This is a genomic window from Streptomyces sp. H51, assembly GCF_035656535.1.
In the GTDB taxonomy this organism is placed as follows: domain Bacteria; phylum Actinomycetota; class Actinomycetes; order Streptomycetales; family Streptomycetaceae; genus Streptomyces.
The window spans coordinates 125244-147748 of sequence record NZ_JAYMHD010000011.1 but is presented as its reverse complement, the minus strand read 5'-3'; the positions used below and the strand labels follow the sequence as shown (position 1 = coordinate 147748).

At 71.6% G+C, this 22505-nt stretch carries 21 protein-coding genes and 1 tRNA gene; 8 read left to right on the top strand and 14 right to left on the bottom strand.

Translation table 11 applies throughout. From position 1 onward, the window contains the following. Positions 1-48 precede the first annotated feature (48 nt). Positions 49-504 carry a GNAT family N-acetyltransferase gene (locus tag VKA29_RS01210; RefSeq protein WP_324783209.1) on the bottom strand — a complete coding sequence of 152 codons (456 nt, stop codon included), beginning with the start codon at positions 502-504 and terminating at the stop codon, positions 49-51. A 259-nt stretch (positions 505-763) separates the two neighbouring features. On the opposite strand from VKA29_RS01210, the gene VKA29_RS01205 reads away from it, so the two are divergent. Further along, positions 764-1531 carry a response regulator transcription factor gene (locus VKA29_RS01205; RefSeq protein WP_324783208.1) on the top strand — a complete coding sequence of 256 codons (768 nt, stop codon included), beginning with the start codon at positions 764-766 and terminating at the stop codon, positions 1529-1531. Here the strand turns inward: VKA29_RS01205 and VKA29_RS01200 are convergent. After that, positions 1490-1987: a MarR family winged helix-turn-helix transcriptional regulator gene (locus tag VKA29_RS01200; RefSeq protein WP_324783207.1), complete on the bottom strand. Its 498-nt coding sequence runs from the start codon at positions 1985-1987 to the stop codon at positions 1490-1492. The two genes, VKA29_RS01205 and VKA29_RS01200, sit on opposite strands and share 42 nt — an antisense overlap. Before the next feature lie 115 nt (positions 1988-2102). On the opposite strand from VKA29_RS01200, the gene VKA29_RS01195 reads away from it, so the two are divergent. From VKA29_RS01195 to VKA29_RS01185, 3 genes are read left to right on the top strand one after another with little or no spacing between them, the layout of a single operon-like run. Next, positions 2103-2942 (top strand): trans-aconitate 2-methyltransferase, encoded by an 840-nt coding sequence (locus VKA29_RS01195; protein WP_324783206.1) that lies wholly within the window; start codon positions 2103-2105, stop codon positions 2940-2942. Continuing rightward, on the top strand, positions 2942-3382 hold the full coding sequence (locus tag VKA29_RS01190) for a VOC family protein (protein WP_324783205.1): 441 nt from the start codon (positions 2942-2944) through the stop codon (positions 3380-3382). Before VKA29_RS01195 ends, VKA29_RS01190 begins: the two co-directional genes overlap by 1 nt. A gap of 6 nt (positions 3383-3388) precedes the next feature. Further along, the gene (locus tag VKA29_RS01185) at positions 3389-3562 is read left to right on the top strand and encodes a CsbD family protein (protein WP_324783204.1); all 174 of its coding nucleotides are present in this window, start codon (positions 3389-3391) and stop codon (positions 3560-3562) included. 259 nt (positions 3563-3821) lie between these two features. Here the strand turns inward: VKA29_RS01185 and VKA29_RS01180 are convergent, their stop codons facing one another. Continuing rightward, positions 3822-4499: a TetR/AcrR family transcriptional regulator gene (locus VKA29_RS01180; RefSeq protein WP_324783203.1), complete on the bottom strand. Its 678-nt coding sequence runs from the start codon at positions 4497-4499 to the stop codon at positions 3822-3824. Continuing rightward, positions 4496-5515, bottom strand: coding sequence for an acyl-CoA desaturase (locus VKA29_RS01175; protein ID WP_324783202.1), 1020 nt, complete (start codon positions 5513-5515; stop codon positions 4496-4498). The genes VKA29_RS01180 and VKA29_RS01175 overlap by 4 nt, the downstream gene beginning before the upstream one ends. 290 nt (positions 5516-5805) lie before the next feature. Between VKA29_RS01175 and ppc the strand changes: the two genes are divergently transcribed. Beyond that, entirely contained in the window at positions 5806-8538 is a 2733-nt protein-coding gene (ppc, locus tag VKA29_RS01170) for a phosphoenolpyruvate carboxylase (protein WP_324783201.1), read from the top strand. A 76-nt stretch (positions 8539-8614) separates the two neighbouring features. Here ppc and VKA29_RS01165 read toward each other — a convergent pair whose 3' ends face one another. The 8 genes from VKA29_RS01165 to VKA29_RS01130 all read right to left on the bottom strand — a co-directional run bounded on the left by VKA29_RS01165 (position 8615) and on the right by VKA29_RS01130 (position 15158). After that, positions 8615-9343 carry an LPXTG cell wall anchor domain-containing protein gene (locus VKA29_RS01165; RefSeq protein WP_324783200.1) on the bottom strand — a complete coding sequence of 243 codons (729 nt, stop codon included), beginning with the start codon at positions 9341-9343 and terminating at the stop codon, positions 8615-8617. 139 nt (positions 9344-9482) lie between these two features. Next, positions 9483-9986 (bottom strand): hypothetical protein, encoded by a 504-nt coding sequence (locus tag VKA29_RS01160; RefSeq protein ID WP_420718413.1) that lies wholly within the window; start codon positions 9984-9986, stop codon positions 9483-9485. 61 nt (positions 9987-10047) lie between these two features. Beyond that, positions 10048-10650, bottom strand: a complete 603-nt coding sequence (gene pth / locus VKA29_RS01155; RefSeq protein WP_324783198.1) for an aminoacyl-tRNA hydrolase — start codon at positions 10648-10650, stop codon at positions 10048-10050. Positions 10651-10721: 71 nt separating this feature from the next. Then, positions 10722-11318 (bottom strand): 50S ribosomal protein L25/general stress protein Ctc, encoded by a 597-nt coding sequence (locus tag VKA29_RS01150; protein ID WP_324783197.1) that lies wholly within the window; start codon positions 11316-11318, stop codon positions 10722-10724. Between the two features lie 194 nt (positions 11319-11512). Then, positions 11513-12493 (bottom strand): ribose-phosphate diphosphokinase, encoded by a 981-nt coding sequence (locus VKA29_RS01145; RefSeq protein WP_324783196.1) that lies wholly within the window; start codon positions 12491-12493, stop codon positions 11513-11515. 129 nt (positions 12494-12622) lie between these two features. Next, positions 12623-14068 (bottom strand): bifunctional UDP-N-acetylglucosamine diphosphorylase/glucosamine-1-phosphate N-acetyltransferase GlmU, encoded by a 1446-nt coding sequence (glmU, locus tag VKA29_RS01140; protein WP_324783195.1) that lies wholly within the window; start codon positions 14066-14068, stop codon positions 12623-12625. 135 nt (positions 14069-14203) lie between these two features. Further along, positions 14204-14274, bottom strand: a tRNA-Gln gene (locus tag VKA29_RS01135). 11 nt (positions 14275-14285) lie between these two features. Beyond that, positions 14286-15158, bottom strand: coding sequence for a hypothetical protein (locus VKA29_RS01130; RefSeq protein ID WP_324783194.1), 873 nt, complete (start codon positions 15156-15158; stop codon positions 14286-14288). Between the two features lie 167 nt (positions 15159-15325). Between VKA29_RS01130 and VKA29_RS01125 the strand changes: the two genes are divergently transcribed. Then, a complete protein-coding gene (locus tag VKA29_RS01125) occupies positions 15326-16639 on the top strand; it encodes a sensor histidine kinase (protein WP_324783193.1) in 1314 nt (437 codons plus the stop codon). Positions 16640-16705: 66 nt separating this feature from the next. Here VKA29_RS01125 and VKA29_RS01120 read toward each other — a convergent pair whose 3' ends face one another. Together VKA29_RS01120 and VKA29_RS01115 are read right to left on the bottom strand one after the other, a co-directional pair. Next, positions 16706-17236 carry an SUKH-3 domain-containing protein gene (locus VKA29_RS01120; RefSeq protein ID WP_324783192.1) on the bottom strand — a complete coding sequence of 177 codons (531 nt, stop codon included), beginning with the start codon at positions 17234-17236 and terminating at the stop codon, positions 16706-16708. A gap of 76 nt (positions 17237-17312) precedes the next feature. Then, positions 17313-17852: a YwqJ-related putative deaminase gene (locus VKA29_RS01115; RefSeq protein ID WP_324783191.1), complete on the bottom strand. Its 540-nt coding sequence runs from the start codon at positions 17850-17852 to the stop codon at positions 17313-17315. Between the two features lie 331 nt (positions 17853-18183). On the opposite strand from VKA29_RS01115, the gene VKA29_RS01110 reads away from it, so the two are divergent. Together VKA29_RS01110 and VKA29_RS01105 are read left to right on the top strand one after the other, a co-directional pair. After that, on the top strand, positions 18184-19203 hold the full coding sequence (locus tag VKA29_RS01110; RefSeq protein ID WP_324783190.1) for an SMI1/KNR4 family protein: 1020 nt from the start codon (positions 18184-18186) through the stop codon (positions 19201-19203). Between the two features lie 10 nt (positions 19204-19213). Next, the gene (locus VKA29_RS01105) at positions 19214-22132 is read left to right on the top strand and encodes an SUKH-4 family immunity protein (RefSeq protein ID WP_324783189.1); all 2919 of its coding nucleotides are present in this window, start codon (positions 19214-19216) and stop codon (positions 22130-22132) included. The last annotated feature ends 373 nt before the right edge of the window (positions 22133-22505 follow it).

Sequence of the window (22505 nt, the reverse complement as noted above, 5' to 3'; positions counted from 1 at the left end):
GCCGGGGACGCAGGCTCAGTCAGTCGAGCCCGGCCGAGCCGTGCAGGCTCAGCCGAGCCGCTTGGTCAGGGTGTACTCGGTGATCCCCGGCGGATAGCCGGGGATCACGCACACCACCTCGTAGCCCTGCTTGCGGTAGAAGCCGGGCGCCTGGAAGTCCCAGGTCTCCAGGCGCACGGACCGGCATCCGCGCTCCCGCGAGGCGACGCGCTCCGCCTCGGCCAGCAGCCGCCCGCCGAGCCCGGCGCCCCGGTGCCGCTCGTCCACCCACAGGTACGTCACGTGCAGCCAGGTCGCCCAGGTGTGCCCCACCAGCCCCCCGGCCAGGTCCCCCGCCTCGTCCGACGCCCACACGTGCAGCGGACGTTCACGTTCGTCCGGGGTTCCGCGCAGGGCGCGCAGCACCGGAGAGGCCGCGGTGTTGGTGTCCCGCAACCGCACCTGTAGAAGATCGCGCCGGTCCTTGTCGACTTCTGTCTCGAGACGGAACATGCGGCTCACCATAAACGCGCCGGACCGCCAGTTCTGCAAATAACCTTCCGCTTCCGGCCCCCGTCCGTACCCTGAATGGACAGCGCCGGTGGGGGCCGGCGCCGCTCAGGGGGGCGAGAAAGCCGGGTACGACACCCGAAGTGGGGGTAGCAGTCTCCGCATGGCGGCGGCCGTGCGGAGCCATCGCGCTTCGGGCGGCGTACCCGCGCCCGTGCCGCCTCCCGACGATGGGGAATCCCCTGCTCCACGGGAGCCTGGGGAAGGGGGTTACGTGGTTCGCATCCGAGTCCTGGTCGTCGACGACCACCGCATCTTCGCCGAGTCGCTCGCCGCCGCACTGGCCGCCGAGCCCGACGTCGACGTCTCCGCCGCCGGCAACGGCCCCGCCGCGCTGCGCTGCCTGGAGCGGGCGGCCGCCGACGGCCGCCGCTTCGACGTGCTGCTCGTCGACGCCGACCTGGGGGGCGGCGTGCCGGGCGTCCGGCCCGCCGTGCCCGTGCAGGAGGTGGGCGAGGACGGACACGTCGACGGGCTCTCGCTGGTCGCGGGGGTGCGCACCGGGCAGCCGGGCATGCGGATCGTCGTCCTCGCCGAGAAGGACGATCCCCGGCGGGCCGCCCTCGCCCTGCAGGCCGGCGCCTCCGGCTGGGTGGCCAAGGACTGCTCCCTTTCCCGGCTGCTGACCGTCATCCGGGGCGTGCTGCGCGACGAGACCCATCTCCCGCCCGCCCTGCTCACCGGCGTCCTGCGGGAGCTGACGGCAGCGCGCAAACACCGCACCGAGAGCGAACGGCTGGTGGAGTCCCTCACCCCGCGGGAGCGGGAGGTGCTGCGCTGCATGGTCGCGGGGCTCGGCCGCAAGGCCGTCGCCGAGCGGCTGTTCCTCTCCCCGCACACGGTGCGCACCCACATGCAGAACGTGCTCGGCAAACTGGGCGTGCACTCCACCCTCGCCGCGGTCGCGCTGGCACGCCGCGCCGGCGTCGGACCGGCCGACCTAACCGGGGATGTTGTCGAACGGGGCGGTCAACTGGCGTAGCAGGGCCGCCAGTTCACCGCGCTGGGCGCGGGACAGCTCGGCCAGGATCGAGCGCTCCTGCTCCAGCAGGCCCGCCAGCGCCTGGTCCGCGCGGTCCCGGCCCTCGGCGGTCAGCCGGACCAGCACCCCTCGGCGGTCGCTCGGGTCCGGCAGCCGCTCCACCAGGCCCTTCTTGGTCAGCCGGTCGATGCGGTTGGTCATCGTGCCCGAGGTGACCAGGGTCTGCGTCAGCAACTGGCCGGGGGAGAGCTGGTACGGCGCCCCCGCGCGCCTGAGCGCCGTGAGCACGTCGAACTCCCAGGGCTCCAGACTGTGCTCGGCGAACGCCAGCCGGCGCGCCCGGTCCAGGTGCCGGGCCAGCCTGCTCACCCGGCTGAGCACCTCGAGCGGTTCCACGTCGAGGTCCGGGCGCTCCCGGCGCCATGCTGCGACCAGCCGATCGACCTCGTCCTCCATGACGATCAGTGTAGTGGTTGTGTCGACGTGAAGTCTCTTGATATCGAGCTTCTTGACATCAAGGCAAATCGGGGGCGAGGCTGGAGACCCGTCCAGCACGCCGAGGAGGCCGACCATGCCCGCCGCCCCCGTCTGGGACCCCGACCGGTATCTGCGTCACGCCGGCCACCGCGCCCGCCCCTTCGCCGACCTCCTCGCCCGCGTCCCCGGCCTGGCCGCGCCACCGCCCGCGCAGCCGCCCGCGGAGCCGCCCCGCATTGCCGACCTCGGCTGCGGGCCCGGCAACCTCACCGCCCTGCTCGCCGCCCGCCGGCCCACTGCCCGCGTCACCGGCTACGACAACTCGCCCGAGATGCTCGCCCGGGCCCGCGCCGAGCACGCCGGCCCCACCGCGGGCGGCGGCCGCCTCGACTTCGTCCACGCCGACGTGGCGACGTGGACACCGGCCGAACCGCACGACCTGATCATCAGCAACGCCACCCTGCAGTGGGTGGCGGGCCACGCCGACCGGTTCGCGGACTGGATCTCCGGACTGCGGCCCGGCGGCACCCTCGCCTTCCAGGTCCCCGGCAACTTCGACGCCCCCAGCCACCGCCTGATGCGCGAACTCGCCCGCGAACCCCGTTTCGCCGACCGCCTCGCCGGCACCCTGCGCCACGCCGACGCCGTCCTCACCCCCCGGGCCTACCTGGAACGCCTCACCGGCCTCGGCTGCACCGTGGACGTATGGGAGACGACGTACCTCCATCTGCTCACCGGCGACGATCCCGTCCTGGACTGGGTGAAGGGGACGGGCCTGCGGCCGGTCCTGACCGCGCTGGCCGACGACCCGCCGGCCCGGGAAGCGTTCCTCGACGAGTACCGGGCCGCCCTGCGCGCCGCCTACCCGGCCACCGCCCACGGCACGCCCTTCCCCTTCCGCCGCGTCTTCGCCGTCGCCCACAAGGAGGCCTGATGCTCACCGCCGTCGACCACGTCCAGCTCGCCGCCCCGCCCGGCTCGGAGGACCGGCTGCGCGCGTACTACGTCGGCGTCCTCGGCATGACCGAGATCCTCAAGCCGCCCGTCCTGGCGGCCCGCGGAGGCTGCTGGTTCCGGGCGGGGCGGGTGCGGCTCCATTTCGGCGTCGAGGAGGACTTCCGGCCCGCGCGGAAGGCCCACCCGGGGCTGCGGGTGACGGACATCGAGAACTGCGCCGCCCGGCTGGAGGCCGGGGGAGCCCCGGTCCAGTGGGACGAGGACCTGCCCGGACACCGGCGCTTCTACTCCGAGGACCCCGTCGGCAACCGGCTGGAATTCCTGGAGCCGGGACGCCGGGACACCGACCGGGGTTTGCCCGCCGCCGCGCCGGTTACCCGCCGTGCTGACAGCACTGTCGGATGCGACGGGGAGTGATGGAACGTGGCCAAGGAGCAGAAGGCGAAGGCGAAGGCCGAACAGGCCAAGGGCAAGGCCAAGGAAGCCGTGGGCCGCGCCACCGGCGACGACGCCCTGACCGCCGAGGGCAAGGGCGGCCAGTCGAAGGGCGACGCCCGCCAGGCGAAGGAGAAGGCGAAGGACGTCTTCAAGCACTGAGCGAAGCACTGAGCGGCACGCCCGCACGGAACCGGCGCGGCGGAACCCCGCGACCGGGCCCGTCCCCGCGACCGGAGCCGCGCACCGGACCCACGAACCGCCCGCACGCACTGCGCGGCACCCGCGCAGTGCGTGGGGGCGCCCGCGCCCGGCGCCCGCCCCCACGCACCGGGGATGCCGCCCGGCGCCCCCACCGGGGATGCCGCCCGGCGCCCCCACGCACCGGGGATGCCGCCCGGGATGCCGGGGACGCCGGTGATCAGCTCTTGCGGTGCCCGATCAGCCGCGGCTTCGGCTCCAGCCCGTCCAGCCCGTGCCAGGCCAGGTTCACCAGATGGGCGGCGACCTCCGCCTTCTTCGGGCGGCGCACGTCCAGCCACCACTGGCCGGTCAGCGCGACCATGCCCACCAGCGCCTGCGCGTACAGCGGGGCCAGCTTGGGGTCGAAGCCGCGGCTCTTGAACTCGCGGCCCAGGATGTCCTCCACCTGGGTGGCGATGTCGGAGATCAGCGACGCGAACGACCCCGTCGACTGCGGGATCGGCGAGTCCCGCACCAGGATGCGGAAACCGTCCGTGTACTCCTCGATGTAGTCCAGCAGCGCGAACGCCGCCTGCTCGCACAGCTCACGGGGGTGGCCGGCGGTCAGCGAGCTGGTCACCATGTCCAGCAGGCGCCGCATCTCGCGGTCCACCACCACCGCGTACAGCCCTTCCTTGCCGCCGAAGTGCTCGTACACCACCGGCTTGGACACCCCGGCCTTCGCCGCGATCTCCTCCACCGACGTGCCCTCGAAGCCCTTCGCGGCGAAGAGGGTGCGACCGATCTCCAGCAGCTGCTGGCGGCGCTCCGCACCGGTCATGCGGGTGCGGCGCACTCGGCGCTGCTTGTCCTGGCTCGGGGTACTGCTGGAGTCGGTCGCCACGGCGTCAATCATGCCGCCTCGGCGGCTTTCTCCCCCTGCCGGGAGCCGCCTTCCCCGCCGTTACGGCGGGAATCGATACGCGAGCGTGACGGCCAGCGCACGTCGTAGGCCCAGCCGAGCGCCTCGAAGATACGGATGAAACGCGCCGAGGAGTCCACCTGGCCGCGCATCACCCCGTGGCGGGCCGAGGTCGGGTCGGCGTGGTGCAGGTTGTGCCACGACTCGCCGCACGACAGCACCGCCAGCCACCACACGTTGCCCGAACGGTCCCGCGACTTGAACGGACGCTTGCCCACCGCGTGGCAGATCGAGTTGATCGACCAGGTCACGTGGTGCAGCAGAGCCACCCTGACGAGTGACCCCCAGAAGAACGCGGTGAACGCGCCCCACCATGACATCGTCACCAGACCGCCGATCAGCGGCGGCAGAAGCAGCGACACGGCCGTCCACAGGACGAACTGACGGGAGATCGCCCGGATCGTCCGGTCCTTGATCAGATCCGGCGCGTACTTGTCCTGCGGCGTCTGCTCCTCGTCGAACATCCAGCCGATGTGGGCCCACCACAGGCCCTTGATCAGCGCCGGGACGGTCTCCCCGAAACGCCACGGGGAGTGCGGATCACCCTCGGCGTCCGAGAACCTGTGGTGTCTGCGGTGGTCGGCCACCCAGCGCACCAGCGGCCCCTCGACCGCCAGCGATCCCATGATCGCCAGCGCGATCCGCAGCGGCCGCCTGGCCTTGAACGAACCGTGCGTGAAGTAACGGTGGAACCCGATCGTGATGCCGTGGCAGCCCAGGAAGTAGAAGAGGACCAGCAGGCCGAGGTCCAGCCAGCTCACCCCCCAGCCCCAGGCCAGCGGCACCGACGCCACCAGCGCGAGGAACGGGACGATGATGAAGAGCAGCAGCGTGATCTGCTCGATCGAACGCTTCTGCTCACCACCCAGGGTGCCCAGGTCGGCGGACGACGGTGGAGCGGTACCGGTCGCCTTCTGCGAGTCTTCGATCACGTCGGAGCTTGAGGTCATGCGCGTCCCCTGTGGGGTCTCGGAATAAGGCAGATGCCGGATCGCGGCAACCGCGCCGTGCTTCCTACGGTTCCGTAACCTACGGCATCGTAAGTATGGCAGTGCTCGCCGGGCGGCAAGAGCCCGACAGTCTGCGCGCCCGCGCGGACACCTATCCTTGGAGTCGGTCGGACAGCGCGGTCCGCTCTGTTTTCTTCCCCGATGTCCGGGCCGTAAGCGGCGGGCGCCGCGACGGCCCGGCGGCCGGGTTCCCCTCCAGACGAGCTTCAACACTGCAAGGAGCCGCACCTGTGAGCAGTGCCGACGACCAGACCCCGACGACCAGCAGCGAACTGCGCGCCGACATCCGGCGGCTCGGCGACCTCCTCGGCGAGACCCTCGTCAGGCAAGAGGGCCCCGAACTGCTGGAACTCGTCGAGAACGTCCGCCGCCTCACCCGTGAGGACGGCGAGGCCGCCGCCGAACTGCTGCGTGGCATCGAACTGGAGACCGCGGCCAAGCTGGTCCGCGCCTTCTCCACCTACTTCCACCTCGCCAACGTCACCGAGCAGGTCCACCGCGGCCGCGAACTGCGCGCCAGGCGGGCCGCCGAGGGCGGGCTGCTCGCCCGCACCGCCGACCGCCTCAAGGACGCCGACCCCGAGCACCTGCGCCAGACGGTCAGAAACCTCAACGTCCGACCGGTGTTCACCGCCCACCCCACCGAAGCCGCCCGCCGGTCGGTCCTGAACAAGCTCCGGCGCATCGCCGCGCTCCTGGAGACCCCCGTCATCGAGGCCGACCGCCGCCGCCACGACACCCGGCTGGCCGAGAACATCGACCTCGTCTGGCAGACCGACGAACTGCGCGTGGTACGCCCCGAGCCCGCCGACGAGGCCCGCAACGCCATCTACTACCTCGACGAACTGCACGCCGGCGCCGTCGGCGACGTCCTGGAGGACCTGACCGCCGAACTGGAACGCGTCGGCGTCAAGCTCCCCGACGACACCCGCCCCCTCACCTTCGGCACCTGGATCGGCGGCGACCGCGACGGCAACCCCAACGTGACCCCCCAGGTCACCTGGGACGTCCTCATCCTCCAGCACGAACACGGCATCAACGACGCCCTGGAGATGATCGACGAACTGCGCAGCTTCCTGTCCAACTCCATCCGCTACACCGGCGCCACCGACGAACTGCTCTCCTCCCTCCAGGACGACCTCGACCGGCTGCCCGAGATCAGCCCCCGCTACAAGCGCCTGAACGCCGAGGAGCCCTACCGGCTCAAGGCCACCTGCATCCGGCAGAAGCTGGAGAACACCAAGCAGCGCCTGGCCAAGGGCACCCCGCACGACCCGGGCCGCGACTACCTCGGCACCGGCGAACTGCTGCAGGACCTCACCGTCGTGCAGAACTCCCTGCGCGCCCACCGCGGCGACCTCTTCGCCGCCGGCCGCCTCAACCGCACCATCCGCACCCTCGCCGCCTTCGGCCTGCAACTCGCCACCATGGACGTACGCGAGCACGCCGACGCCCACCACCACGCCCTCGGCCAGCTCTTCGACCGGCTCGGCGAGGAGTCCTGGCGCTACGCCGACATGCCCCGCGAATACCGGGCCAAGCTCCTCGCCAAGGAACTGCGCTCCCGCCGCCCCCTCGCCCCCACCCCGGCACCCGTCGACGCGGCCGGCGAGAAGACCCTCGGCGTCTTCCAGACCGTCAAGCGAGCCCTGGAGGTCTTCGGACCCGAGGTCATCGAGTCGTACATCATCTCCATGTGCCAGGGCGCCGACGACGTCTTCGCGGCGGCCGTGCTAGCCCGCGAGGCCGGCCTCATCGACCTGCACGCCGGCTGGGCGAAGATCGGCATCGTCCCGCTGCTGGAGACCACCGACGAACTCAAGGCCGCCGACACCATCCTGGAGGACATGCTCTCCGACCCCTCCTACCGGCGCCTGGTCGCGCTGCGCGGAGACGTCCAGGAGGTCATGCTCGGCTACTCCGACTCCTCCAAGTTCGGCGGCATCACCACCAGCCAGTGGGAGATCCACCGCGCCCAGCGCCGCCTGCGCGACGTCGCCCACCGCTACGGCGTCCGCCTGCGCCTCTTCCACGGCCGCGGCGGCACCGTCGGCCGCGGCGGCGGCCCCTCCCACGACGCCATCCTCGCCCAGCCCTGGGGCACCCTCGAGGGCGAGATCAAGGTGACCGAGCAGGGCGAGGTCATCTCCGACAAGTACCTCATCCCCTCACTGGCCCGGGAGAACCTGGAACTCACGGTCGCCGCCACCCTCCAGGCCTCCGCCCTGCACACCGCCCCCCGCCAGTCCGACGAGGCCCTCGCCCGCTGGGACGCCGCCATGGACGTCGTCTCCGACGCCGCCCACGCCGCCTACCGCACCCTCGTCGAGGACCCGGACCTGCCGACGTACTTCCTCGCGTCGACGCCGGTGGACCAGCTCGCCGACCTGCACCTGGGCTCCCGGCCCGCCCGCCGCCCCGGCTCCGGTGTCTCGCTCGACGGCCTGCGCGCCATCCCGTGGGTCTTCGGCTGGACCCAGTCCCGGCAGATCGTCCCCGGCTGGTTCGGCGTCGGCTCCGGCCTGAAGGCGCTGCGCGAGGCGGGACTGGACACCGTCCTCGACGAGATGCACGAACGCTGGCACTTCTTCCGCAACTTCATCTCCAACGTCGAGATGACCCTCGCCAAGACCGACCTGCGCATCGCCGCGCACTACGTCGAGACCCTCGTCCCCGAGGAACTCAGGCACGTCTTCGACACCATCCGCGCCGAGCACGAACTGACCGTCGCCGAAGTGCTGAAGGTGACCGGTGAACGGGAACTGCTGGACGCCACCCCGGTCCTCAAGCAGACCTTCGCCATCCGCGACGCCTACCTGGACCCCATCTCCTACCTCCAGGTGACCCTCCTCAAGCGCCAGCGCGACGCCGCGGCCGCGGGCGAACAGCCCGACCCGCTGCTGTCCCGCGCGCTGCTGCTGACGGTCAACGGCGTCGCCGCGGGCCTGCGCAACACCGGCTGACCCCGCCCGCACACACCAAGGTGCCCCCGTGCTCCGTACGGATCGTACGGAGCACGGGGGCACCCCGCGTACCGACTCAGATCCGGCGCCGGCGGACCACCAGAAAGCCGCCCGCGACCAGCAGCGCGGCCGCCAGGCCGGCCATCAGACCGACCGGGGCGCCGTTGCCGGTCTCGGCGAGATCCCCGGAACCGCCCCCGGCCGCCGACGGCGACGACGAGGCGGACGGGGCCGCCGGCTCACTCGCGGAGGCCGACGGACCCGGAGACGCGGAGGACCCGGCCGACGCGGAAGCGGACGCCGACGCGGACGCGGACGCCGACGAAGACGCCGAGGCGGACGAAGACGCCGAAGCCGACGCGGAAGCCGACGGCGTCGAGCCGCCGCCCCCGGAGTCCTCGCAGTCCGCCCAGAACACCTTCTGCTTCGCGGCGCCCTTCTCCCCCTCGAAGTTCCAGAACAGCTTGTAGTGCCCGTCCGGCAACGACATGTCGTCCGTACGGCCATGACCCTCGCCGTCCAGCGTGATGGCGCCGGACTTCACGGTCTCGCCCTTGGCACCGGCCGACGGCGCCCAGGCGTCGATGTGCCAGTCGACCTCCTGCACACCGTCGAAGCCGAAGGCGTCCAGGTAGAAGGAGCAGACGTGCGGTTCGTTGCGGGGAAGTTCCTCGCCGGTCTTCGCGTCGTGGATCTTCACGGTTCCGTTGTCGCCCGGAACGGCGGCGTGGGCGGCGGCCGGCGAGCACAGCAGCGCGGCCGCGGCGACGGCGGACAGAGCGCCGGCACGGGAGAGGGTACGCATGAGGCAGGTCCATCTTCGAGTGGCTGAGCGGGAAGACGTGGAGGGGGCGGCTCAGCATCCAGCCCCGACCGGCCCGGGGTCAATCACGAACCGGCAACACTCGGAATCCTGTGCAGAACCGCACAAGCCCCCAGAAAGATCACATCGTCACGAACGCCGCCGTCAGCAGCGCCAGCCCCGACCCCGCCAGCACCCACGCCGGCCGCGTCCGGCGCAACCCCCCGGCCACCACCACCGACGCCAGCAGCAGCGCCCCGGCGAACGGCACCCACGCGTACAGCACCCCCGCCGTCCCCGACCGCACCACCTCGTCCCCGCCGGGCTTGATCACCACCGTGTACCGCCCGCCCTTGCGCACCGCCACCGTCCGGTCGATGACCACCCGGCCGCGCGCCTGCGACCCCGCGGACAACGGCGTGTACGGACCCGTGCACGTGTCGGCCCCGCACCCGGTCACCGCGACCGTCCCACGCTCCCGCCCCTTGGTGAGCATCACGTACTGCGCGCTCCCCCACGACGCCCACACGCCCGCGACCAGGATCAGTACGGCGATCGTCCCCATCACCGCGAACCGCCCGAACCGGACGACGGCGAACGAGGCCTGACGAGAAGTGGTGGCTGTGGCCGGCATGGCCGGGATCATTGGCCATACCCCGACGCCCGGTCAACTCGGGCCGGGCGCGAAAGCGACAGAAGGCCACACCTCAGGAGTTGTAGGTGCTCTGCGCCCGCTCCAGACCGTCGATCACCAGACACTCCACCGCATCCGCCGCCCGGTCCACGAAGTAGTCCAGCTCCTTGCGCTCCGCCGACGAGAAGTCCTTCAGCACGAAGTCCGCCACCTGCATCCGCCCCGGCGGCCGGCCGATCCCGAACCGCACCCGGTGATAGTCCGCACCCATCGCCTTCGTCACCGACTTCAGCCCGTTGTGCCCGTTGTCACCGCCACCGAGCTTCAGCCGGAGCGTGCCGTAGTCGATGTCCAACTCGTCATGCACCGCAACGACATTGGCCACCGGCACCTTGTAGAAATCCCGCAGCGCGTTCACTGGACCGCCCGACAGATTCATGAACGACATCGGCTTCGCCAGAATCACCCGCCGACCGGCCGGCCCCGGCGGCCCGATCCGCCCCTCCACCACCTGCGCCTGCGCCTTGCCGGCCCGCTTGAACTTCCCCCCGATCCGCTCGGCCAGCAGATCGGCCACCATGAACCCGACATTGTGCCGGTTCATCGCGTACTCCGGTCCCGGATTGCCCAGCCCCACGACGAGCCAGGGGGCATTGGCGGGGGTGCTCACGTCCATCTCTCCTTGGATACGCGCCAGCCGCTGCCCCCATCGGGAACAGCGGCTGACGAAACGACGAGGGGTGACGATCAGGCCTCGGCGGAAGCCTCTTCGCCGGCCTCCCCGCCCTCACCGGCCTCCTCGGCCTGCGCGGCCAGCACCTGGAGGACGACAGCGTCCTCCTCCACCGCCAGCTTCGTGCCGGACGGCAGCGGGATGTCCTTGGCCAGGACCGAGGCACCGGCCTCCAGACCCTCCACCGACACCGTCACCGACTCGGGGATGTGCGTCGCCTCGGCCTCCACCGGCAGGGCGTTGAGCACGTGCTCCAGCAGGTTGCCGCCCGGAGCCAGCTCACCCTCGGCGTGCACCGGGATCTCCACCGTGACCTTCTCGCCACGCTTGACCAGCAGCAGGTCGACGTGCTCCAGGAAGCCCTTCAGCGGGTCACGCTGCACCGACTTCGGGATCGCCAGCTCGGTCGACTTGCCGTCGATGTCGAGAGAGATCAGCACGTTCGGCGTACGCAGCGCCAGCAGCAGGTCGTGACCCGGAAGCGTCAGGTGCACCGGCTCCGAACCGTGCCCGTACAGCACACCCGGAACCTTGTTGTCACGGCGGATACGGCGCGCGGCACCCTTGCCGAACTCGGTGCGCGTCTCGACGGCGAGCTTAACCTCGGACATGTCATCACTCCTCGCAGAACGGAACGGACGTGGTCACCCGGCCACGAACGGCCTGCTACGAAGAGCGCGTCGATAACGGACCACCACACCAAAAAGTGCGGCCTCCCTCGCCGAGCAACTGCAGCAGTCTACTCGGCCGGGGAGGCCGCCGAAAAATCGATCATGCAGGCGCTACGGCAGCACCCGCCGCCCGATCACTGCTCGTCGAACAGGCTCGTCACCGAACCGTCCTCGAACACCTCACGCACCGCGGACGCGATCGTCGGCGCGATCGACAACACCGTGATCTTGTCCAGCTCCCGGTTCAGCTCGGTCGGCGTCGGCAGCGTGTTCGTGAACACGAACTCGCTCACCCGCGAGTTCTTCAGCCGATCCGCCGCCGGACCCGACAACACACCATGCGTCGCCGTCACGATCACGTCCTCCGCACCATGCGCGAACAACGCGTCCGCCGCCGCACAGATCGTGCCACCCGTGTCGATCATGTCGTCGACCAGCACACAGACACGGCCCCTGACCTCACCCACGACCTCGTGGACGGTCACCTGGTTCGCCACATCCTTGTCACGCCGCTTGTGCACGATCGCCAGCGGCGCACCCAGCCGGTCGCACCAGCGGTCCGCCACCCGCACCCGGCCGGCGTCCGGCGACACCACCGTCAGCTTGTTCTTGTCGACCTTCGCCCCCACGTAGTCCGCGAGCAGCGGAAGCGCGAAGAGGTGATCGACCGGACCGTCGAAGAACCCCTGGATCTGGTCCGTGTGCAGATCCACCGTCAGGATGCGATCAGCACCAGCCGTCTTCATCAGATCCGCGATCAGCCGCGCCGAGATCGGCTCACGGCCCCGGTGCTTCTTGTCCTGCCGCGCATAACCGTAGAACGGCACGATCACCGTGATCGAACGCGCCGACGCACGCTTCAGCGCGTCGATCATGATCAACTGCTCCATGATCCACTTGTTGATCGGAGCCGTGTGGCTCTGGATCAGGAAGCAGTCCGCACCACGCGCCGACTCCTGGTAGCGGACATAGATCTCGCCGTTCGCGAAATCGAAGGCCTTCGTCGGGACGACCCCGACCCCCAACTGCTGGGCGACCTCCTCGGCAAGCTCGGGGTGGGCGCGGCCGGAGAAGAACATCAACTTCTTCTCGCCGGTCGTCTTGATCCCGGTCACAGCACAGTCTCCTCAGAGGTGTCAGCCGGCTGACGACGCCGCGCCGCTGGGCACGACGGGCCGTCTCAGCTGGTGGGGGTGCGGGTTGCACTTATCACGGTACGCCGTGTTTCACGCACCTGTTTCCGGTCAGTCCTCGTCACCGTGGAGCCGCGAAGCCGCCTCGGCCGCCTTCGCCGCCGCGCTCCCCGGACGCTTACGAGCCACCCAACCCTCGATATTCCTTTGCTGGCCGCGGGCTACGGCCAACGAACCGGGCGGCACATCCTTCGTGATCACCGAGCCCGCCGCGGTGTACGCGCCGTCCCCGACCGTGACAGGCGCCACAAACATGTTGTCCGAACCCGTACGGCAATGCGACCCCACGGTCGTGTGGTGTTTGTCCTGTCCGTCATAGTTCACGAAGACGCTGGCCGCCCCGATGTTGCTGTACTCACCGATCGTCGCGTCACCGACATAGGACAGATGGGGAATCTTCGTGCCCTCCCCGATGGAGGCGTTCTTCGTCTCCACGTACGTGCCGATCTTCCCCTTGGCGCCCAACCGCGTACCCGGCCGCAGATACGCGTACGGCCCCACACTCGCCCCCGGGCCGACCTCCGCACCGTTCGCCACCGTGTTGTCCACCCGGGCCCCGGCACCCACCCGCGTGTCCCGCAGACGACAGTTCGGCCCCACCTCGGCCCCCTCACCCAGGTGCGTCGAACCCTGCAACTGCGTACCCGGATGGACGACGGCGTCCTGCTCGAACGTCACCGTCACGTCCACCCACGTCGTCGCCGGATCGATCACACTCACGCCGGCCAGCATCGCCTCCGTCAGCAGCCGGTCGTTCAGGATCCGCCGGGCCTGCGCCAACTGCACACGGTTGTTGATCCCGGCGATCTCCCGATGGTCGCCGGCGACCGAGGCACCCACCCGGTGACCCGCCCCACGCAGGATCCCCAGCACGTCCGTCAGGTACTCCTCACCCTGACTGTTGTCCGTACGGAGCCTCTTCAGCGCGTCCGCCAGCAACTGCCCGTCGAAGGCGAACACACCGGAATTGATCTCCCGGATCTCCCGCTGCGCCTCCGAGGCGTCCTTGTGCTCGACGATCTCGGTGACGGCCCCGGCGTCGTCCCGCACGATCCGGCCGTAACCGGTCGCGTCGGGCACCTCCGCGGTCAGCACGGTGACCGCGTTGCCGTCGGCGGAGTGCGTGGCCGCGAGCCGCCCCAGCGTCCCGCCGGTCAGCAGCGGGGTGTCGCCGCAGACCACCACGACCGTCCCGTCGACCGACCCGCCGAGCTCCTCCAGCGCGATGCGCACGGCGTGCCCGGTGCCGTTCTGCTCCGCCTGCACGGCCGTCCGCACGCCCGGGTCCACCTCGGAGAGGTGCGCGGTGACCTGGTCGCGCGCGTGCCCCACCACGACGACCAGGTTCTCGGGCTCCAACTCCCGCGCGGCGGCGAGCACATGGCCCACCAGGGATCGGCCGCAGATCTCGTGCAGGACCTTCGGTGTGGCCGATTTCATACGGGTGCCCTCACCCGCTGCGAGAACGACGACGGCTGCCGGGCGGATGGCGCTCACGGAGTTGCCCTTCGGCTGTGGACGGGTGGGGACATCCGCAGGATACCGGGGCGTTTCACGGAGGACATGAGAGTGGGCCCTGACGGTGCTGTCTGGCAGCGGTCAGGGCCCGAATAAAGGGCTGATAGCGGTGGGCTCCCGGAGAAGGACTCGAACCCTCATTCAACGGACCAAAACCGTTTGTCCTACCTTTAGACGATCCGGGATCGTTTGCTCTCTATGTCCGATTTTGCTGATCGGCTTTGAGTGCGGACTCCACTATGCCGTACCAGGAGCCCTCGATGCGACGGTACAGATCGGCGCCTTGCAGGACTTTGATGGTCAGGCAGCCGCGATAGCCGTCCCCGGTGTTCTTGCGGACCGTCTTGGGGTTGTGCTTCTTGAGTGTCGTCTTGTTGAACGCGGAGCGCTCGGTGCCGACGAGATCTGCCCAGTAGCGCTCGGCGCCGGTCACGTCGGCGTTCTCGTGGATCATCACGCTGAACCGCAGGCGCTCCCGGGGGATGCCGAGCAGGTCGAGCCAGGCGAGATAGAGCCGGATCATGTCCGGGTCGCTGTTGACGAAGGTGACGCTCTCCCGGCGCTCGTAGGGCTTGTCCTTGGTGCCCTCGGCCCAGTAGAGGCCGACTCCCACCAGGAACAACTCGCGCTCCGAGATGCCGCCGACCGCCTGCTTGGCGGCCTCCTTGGTGCGTCGCCGCTCCTCGTCGCGGAGGCGCAGCTTGGCATCGCAGCCCCGCCGGGCGATCGCCGCCGCTTCCTCGCGGCTGCGCTTGCGCTCCGGCTTCGGCAGGTCCCGTACCCACAGGGAGATGGAACTCTTCGAGCAGCCCAGCTCCACCTCGATCTGGTCGTACGTCCAGCCCCGGAGTCGCAGCTCGCGCGCCCTGGCCCGCAGGTCGTCCTTTGCCCGGGGGCGTTTCGTCCACTCCGGTGGTGGTTCTCCCTTCACGAGCTGGTTGAGGATGTCGTTGTTGTAGACCTTCAGCTCGTCGCGGATCTGCCGGAGGCTGTAGCCGTGGCGCCGCAGCGCCACCGCCTGCTCGCGCAGGTTCTCGAATTCCGCGTACTTGCTCTGTGGGGGTGCCATGGACATACCGTCCGGGCGGAACGGGACGTTCCGTGGTCGAACGGTGCGCGGTTCAGCAGTTCGAGCGATATCGGGTGGTTTCGCGCTCGTTCGGTTACGCGGTGTGGTGTAGGCCAGTCGTGGAAAGTGGACGGAAAACCTCACCCGGGCGCATCTAGGCTGGAGCCATGACCACGACGGGGGAAGACCACGCGACGGCCGCGGGAGGGCCGTGGTGGTGGGCCAGGTGGCGCAGTGCGGTGCTGGACGCCGGTCTGGCGTCGGTGTCCGCGCTGGAGTGCGCGGCGGAGGGGATCGAGTTCGCGCGGGACGCGGGGATTCCGGCGGTGGCCGGTGTCGTGTTCGGGGTGCTGGCCGGTTCGGCGCTGCTGGTGCGGCGTAAGTGGCCGATCGCCGTGGTGCTGGTGTCGATCGCGATCACTCCGGCCCAGATGGGCTATCTGATGGGCATCGTCGGCCTGTACACGCTCGCCGCTTCGGAGCTGCCGCGGCGGATCATCGGCTCGTTGGCCGGTATGTCGCTGGTCGGGATGCTGATCGTGATGTTCGTGCGGGTGCGGCAGGACATGGCGCACGGTGATCTGGACCTGGGTGACTGGTTCGTGCCGTTCGCCTCGATCACCACGGCCGTGGGGATGACCGCGCCGCCGCTTCTTCTGGGGCTGTATGTGGGGGCCCGGCGGCGGTTGATGGAGAGCTTGCGGGAGCGGGCCGACAGCCTGGAGCGGGAGCTGCAGTTGCTGGCGGAGCGGGCGGAGGAGCGGGCGGAGTGGGCGCGGAGCGAGGAGCGGACCCGGATCGCGCGTGAGATGCACGACGTGGTGGCGCATCGGGTGAGTCTGATGGTGGTGCACGCGGCGGCGTTGCAGGCGGTGGCCCGTAAGGATCCGGAGAAGGCGGTCCGGAATGCCGCGCTGGTGGGGGACATGGGGCGGCAGGCGTTGACGGAGTTGCGGGAGATGCTCGGCGTGCTGCGCAGCGGGGACGGGGTGCGCGGGCGTGAGCGGCCGGTGCCGTTGGCGGCGGTGGGGGCCGTGTCGGGTGCGGTGGCCGCGGCGGCTGTGCCGGACGTGGAGGAGGGGGAGGGTCCGTGTCTGTCGGAGTTGGACGAGCTGCTGGGGCAGTCGGCGGCGGCGGGGATGGTCGTGGACCTGTCGGTGGAGGGGGAGAGGCGGTCGTACGCGGCTGAGATCGAGCAGACGGCGTATCGCGTGGTGCAGGAGGCGTTGACGAACGTGCACAAGCATGCGGCGGGGGCGAAGACGCATGTGCGGCTGGCGCATCGGGCGGCGGAGATCGCGATGCAGGTGGAGAACGAGCCGCCCCCGGAGCCGGCGTCGGCGTCGGCGGCGCGGCTGCCGTCCGGGGGCAATGGGCTGGTGGGGATGAAGGAGCGGGTCGTGGCGCTGGGCGGTGTGTTCGTGTCGGGGCCGACGGATGCCGGGGGGTTCCGGGTGTCGGCGGTGATTCCGGCGTCGTAGTGCTGCGGGTGTCGTGCGGGGGTGCGGCGCGGTCGTTCGCGTCCGGTCCTGTTGTCGGTGCCGGGGTCAGCCTGCGGTGAGGCGTACGGGTTCCGTTCCTGCGAGGAGGCCGGTGAGGGCTTGGTCGATGTCGGGGCCGAGGTACCAGTCGCCGGTGTGGTCGAGGGCGTAGACGCGGCCTGCGGCGTCGATGGCGAGGACGGCGGTGGTGTCGGTCTCGGCGCCGAGCGGGCTGACGTCGGTGCCGAGGGCGCGGCCGAGGTCACCGAGGGTGCGGGCCATGTGGAGGCCGTGCAGGGGGTCGATGTGGACGGTGGCGGGGGCGAGTTGGCGGCCGGGGCCGGTGGGGGTGAGGTGCAGGCCGCCGAATTCGGCCCATGCCTCGACCGCGGCGGGGAAGACCGCGTGGCGGTGTCCGGCGGGTGAGGTGTGGTCGCGCAGGGTGTCGGCCCAGATCTCGGCTTGTTTTATGTCCCAGCGTCCGGGTTGCCAGCCTGCGGCGCGCAGGGTGGTGTCGACGGGTGCGGGGAAGCGTGGTGGGGGTCCCCCGGGTCGGGCGAGGCCGGGATGGGGGGAGGGGGTGCGGTCGGGGTGCATCTGCCCTTCGTTCGTCGAGGTCAGGGACCGGCCGGGGGCCGTTTTGCCGGAGTGCTGGGTGGGGTGGGTGCGGGGGTCAGCGGTCTGTTGTCGTGGGGTCGACGATGCGGACGCCGAAGTGGGCGCTGAGGGCGGTGCAGGCGCGGCAGGGTGTGGCGAAGCTGCCGTGCAGGGGGTCGCCGTCCTCGCGGATGCGGCGGGTGGTGAGTTTGGCCTGTTTGAGGGCTTTGCGGGCTTCGCCGTTGGTCATGGGTTTGCGGGCGGCGCGTTTGGTGCGGGCGGCGTCGGCGGCGGTGATGTGGCGGGAGATGAGGATGGTTTCGGCGCAGCGGCCGGTGAAGCGGTCGCGCTGGGCGCTGGTGAGGGTGTCGAGGAAGTCCTGCACGAGGGGGTGCAGGGGTGGCGGCCGGTCGCCGCGGGCGGCGGTGCCGGTGAGGGTGGCGCCGCGGACGGAGAGGGCGGCGGCGACGGTGGGGAGTATGCCGTCGCGGCGGTGGCGGAGGGTGGGGACGTGTGGGGCCTCGGCGGCGCTCCAGCCGATGCGGGGGTCGCCGGACGAGGTGCCCGTGCGCGGTGCCGAGTGAGGTCCCGTCCGTGTGGCGTTCATGATCGTCATTCCCTCCCGAGCGTCCCCCCGGACGACACAGAGTGCCAAATCGCGTGGCGGGTGCGGAAGCTGAGGCGGTGCGACACGCCAGTGTTTGGGCAGGCTGTCACGGTGCTGTGACGGCTGGTCACGGAAGCGGAGGGTGACCGGCCGGTGCCCGGTGACCGGTGGGGGCGTACCGCATAGGCTGTCGGCACCGCTCTCCACGCGGTCGACGGACAGTGACGTGCGTGGGGGGAGTCGCGACGGAAGTCGGGACGGACGAGACAGTCGATACGGTGCGTAGTGGGCCGAGGTGGGTCACTACGGGTCGTACAGAGTGCCGCAGGGGGCAACCGCGATGACGACAGGTCGGCTCGGGCTGGGGGCACCTCCCGGCCGCCAGGCCGGGGGGCAAGCCGTGCCGCCGAACGCGGCCTATGCCGGGCAGGTCGTGCACTTTCCGGATCCGGTCCGGGCGGCCCGTCATCCGAGAGGGGTGCGGGTGGACGAGCGTGGCTATCCCGACTTCTCGCCCTACGCGCGGGCGGCGGCGGAGATCGCCGAGCCTCCGGAGGGGTTCGGTGTCGATGAGTTGCGGTTGACGGATTACGTGTCGGCGAATGCCGCGTTGGCGGCGTCGGGGCACGATCTGTGGGACACGGTGCCGTCGGTGGCGACGCCGCACGGGTGGACGTGGCATCACGTGCCGGGTGGCCGGCGGCTGGAGCTGGTGCCGGTCGAGGTGAAGGCGCTGCTGCGGCATCACGGCGGGATCGCGACGGCGAACGTCGATCAGGACAAGCGGGGTACGCGGCCGTTGCAGGAGACCCGTCCGGCGCACTTCGGGCTGCCGAAGTCGGGTGTGGCGGTGACGGAGTCGCAGGTGCAGGGGGTCGAGGAGGATCTCGGGTACCGGCTGCCGGGTGCGTACCGGTCGTTCTTGAAGGCGGCGGGCGGGTGCGCGCCGGTGGGTACGGCGCTGGACGCGGAGTTGGGGCTGTTGGTCGACCAGCCGTTCTTCACGGTGCGGGACGAGGCCGCGGTGAACGATCTGGTGTATGTCAACAAGTGCCTGCGTGATCATCTGACGAAGGACTATCTGAGCGTCGGTTTCGTGCAGGGTGGCCTGCTCGCGGTGAAGGTGAAGGGCGAGCTGGTCGGTTCGGTGTGGTTCTGCGCGTACGACGACGTGCGTGATGTGGATCCGTCGTGGTCGCCGGCGGAGCGGGTGGAGCGGTTGCTGCTGCCGTGCGGTGATGACTTCGACGTGTTCCTGTCGCGGCTGGCGGGTTCTCCGCCGGAGTTGGAGACCGTGGCGAACCTGATGGTGGACGGCGGTTTCGCGCGTGCGGTGCCGGTGTCGTCGGTGGGGGAGTGAGGTTCGGGCCATGGTGACGTTCGCGCAGGCGCAGGAGCGCGGCGAGGAGTGGATCAACGGTGACGTGCCCTCGTATCAGCATCGTGAGGTGCGGGTGCGGGAGTTCGAGCTGGGGTTCGTGGTGTGGGGCGAGGACCGTGCGGAGGGGCCGCGTTCGGACGGGGGCGGGCAGCGGCTGGTCATCGCGCGGGACAGTGGTGAGGCGACGCTGTGGCCCGCGCTGCCGGTGGGTGAGGTGATCCGCCGGTACGAGGAGGAGTACGGCCGTCCCGATGTCGCCGATGCGCCGGTGCCGGCCGCTCCGGCGCGGGTGGATCTGAATCAGACGTCGTTCTTGCTGAGTCCGCCGGAGTGGTTGCAGGAGGCGGCGGACAAGCTGGGGATTCCGGATCGGCGGACCGGTGCGGGTGCCGAGGCCGATGCCGAAACGGGTGCCGGTGCTGATGCCGGGGCGGGCGCGGGGCTCGCCGAGACGCAGGCCGGGATTCCGGGCGGGGGGCGTGCGCAGTGGCCGGAGGCCGGGGCGGGCGCCGACAGCGCGGCTCGGACCGGCGCTGGGGCTCGCGCGGGGGCGCCCGGGGCTCCCGGCGCGCCGGAGGTGCCCGAGGGGGCGACTCCCTGGGCCGGGACCGACACCAACGCCGATGCGGGCGAGGACCGTTCGGTGCCGCTGCCCGCGACGGTGTTCGCGCCGCAGCTGAGCGAGCTGTCCGACGCGACGCCGCCGGAGGCCCGGACGGCACTGATGTCGGGCGGCAGCCAGTTGCCGCCGACGGCGGTGACGCCGGCGCTCGGCGATACGAACCCGTCGGCGGGGCACGGCGTGCCGGGCGTGCCCGGCACGCACGGTGGTGCGCCGGGGGCGCCCGCGTTCCCGGCGGCGCCGGGCAGCACGCCGCCGCCTCCGCCCGTGCCGGGCACGCCGCCTCCGGGCGCTGGAGCGCCGGGCGCGACACCGCCGCCCGCGCCGTCGTACGGCTATCCGCAGGGGCCGCCGGGTGCTCCGGTGGCTCCGGGTACTCCGCCTCCTCCGCCTCCGCTGTCTCCTCCGGCCGGTGCGCAGGGCACGCCGCCCGGCGGTGTGCCGGGTGCGCAGCCGTCGGCCGGCCCGGCCCGGCCGCTCGCTTCGGACGCCGGGGACATCGCCGATGCCGCCACGAGCAAGGCGGCCCCGCCGCCGCGTCGTGCGCGCGGGGGCGTGAATCCGCCGCCTCCGCCGGGCGTGCCCGGCGCTCCCGGCACGCCGGGTGCGCGGCCGGGTGGCACGCCCGCGCCGCCGCAGGCGCCCGGCGCGCCGGGCGGTCCCGCGGGCGGGTACGTGCCGACGCAGCTGGTGTCTGCGCTCGGCCCCGAGGCGCTCGAAGGCCCCGGCGCACCGCAGCCGCCGGGCGCCCCCCGCCCGCCCGGTGCGCCCGGCGGTACGCCTCCGGGCGGGGTGCACCACGCCGCGACGATGCTCGCCGACCCCAGTCAGCTCGGCGCCCTGGGCGCGCCGCAGCCACCGGGCGCCCCGGGTGTGCCCGGTGCTCCCGGCGCACCCGCTGCTCCGGGCGCCCCGGGCATGCAGAACCCGCCCGGCGCACCAGGTGCCCCGAGCGCCCCGGGTGTGCCCGGTGCTCCCGGTGCGCCGCAGCCTCCGGGCGCCCCCGCGGGCGCTCCGGGCGCCGTTCACCAGGCGCAGACCATGTTCGCCGCGCCCCCGGTGGGTGGGCCCGGTGTGCCCCCGCCGCCGTCCGCCCCCGGCGTACCCGGCGTACCCGGTGTTCCGGGCGCTCCGGGTGTTCCGGGTGCGCCCGGTACGGCGTCGGGCGCTCCCCAGCCGCCCATGGCACCGCAGCCGTCCATGGCACCGCAGCCGCCCATGGCGCCACAGCCGTCCATGTCGCCGCAGGCGCCCATGGCGCCGCCCGGGCAGCAGTCGCCGCCCGCCTACGGCTATCCGCAGCAGCAGGCTCAGCCGACGGTCGGTCCCGGTTATCAGGCCGTGCTGCGCTACCGCGCGCAGGACGGTTCCGAGCAGCAGCTGATCAGGCGGTCGGCGCCGGGGACGCCGCACCCGGAGTGGCAGATCTTCCACGAGCTGCGTGCCATGAACGTGCCGCCGGACCAGGTGCTGGAGCTGCACACGGAGCTGGAGTCGTGCGAGCTGCCGGGCGCGTACTGCGCGCGGATGATCCGGGAGCAGTGGCCGCAGGCGCGGATCACGAGCATCGCGCCGTACGGCACGGACCACGCGAGCCGGCAGCAGGGCATGCGGCAGTTGCTGGCGCACCAGGGTGAGCTGCACCAGGTGGCGGACGGGCCCGCGCGGCCGGCGCCGGTGCGCGCGCCGTTGCCGCCGGTGCAGGCGGTGCCGCCGATTCCTCCGGAGGGCGTCGCGCAGGAGCTCGCCGGGGCTTTCGGGCCGGGGATCTTCCGGTTCGAGCAGGCGGCCGTGTCCCGGCAGGGGGTGCCGCCGGTCGTGGCGCACTCGCTGGTGGTGGCGGGGCTGCCGATGGACATGAACCCGTTCTTCTGGGCGCAGGCCCAGCCGGGGCGGCCGGTGCCGACGCTGGCCGAGCTGGCGCAGGAGCGCGGCGTGCAGCCGGCTGCGGACGCGGGCTCGTACCTGGTGATGGGCAGCGACTTCGGCCGGGCGATCTGTGTGCAGTACGGGACGGCGAACATCGTGGCCGTGCCGGTGGAGGCGGGGCCCGGCGGGGCGCCGGTGCCGCCGCAGTTCGTGAACACGGGGCTGCTCGAGTTCCAGCGGTGCCTGGCGCTGCTCGGACGGATGTGGCGGCTGCGGTTCGGGCTGAACCAGGAGCAGGCGGGCCGTTGGACCGTCGACTTCCAGGCCCAGCTGGCCTCTCTCGACCCGGCGGCGCTCGGGTCGCCGGAGAGCTGGTGGTCGGTGCTGCTGGAGCAGATGTGGGACGGTCTGCTGTGACGCGCTGAACCTCCGCCTGCCTGTGGGGCCGGGACCGGTCGTGGGGACCGGTTCCGGCCCTTTCACATGCCCCCGGCCGACCGCGCCCGACCACGCTCGACCCCGGCCGACCGCGCTCGACCGCGCCCGGCGGTACCGCGCCGGTGTCCGCGCCTCGCGTGCCCTGCCGTGACCGGAGGGGGCGTGATCGCGCTCGTGCGCGGCGGGTCCGTGGCCGCCCGGCGGGACCGGTCCGGAGCCTGCCCGGGTACGCGTGTGCCGATGCCCCGCGCGTCCGTGCCCGTACTCGCGTGGGTGCCCGCAACCCGTACGCGCGAGTGGGCCCGCGACCCGGGCGCGTGACCGGGACCTGTGCGCGGAGTGTCGCGTTATG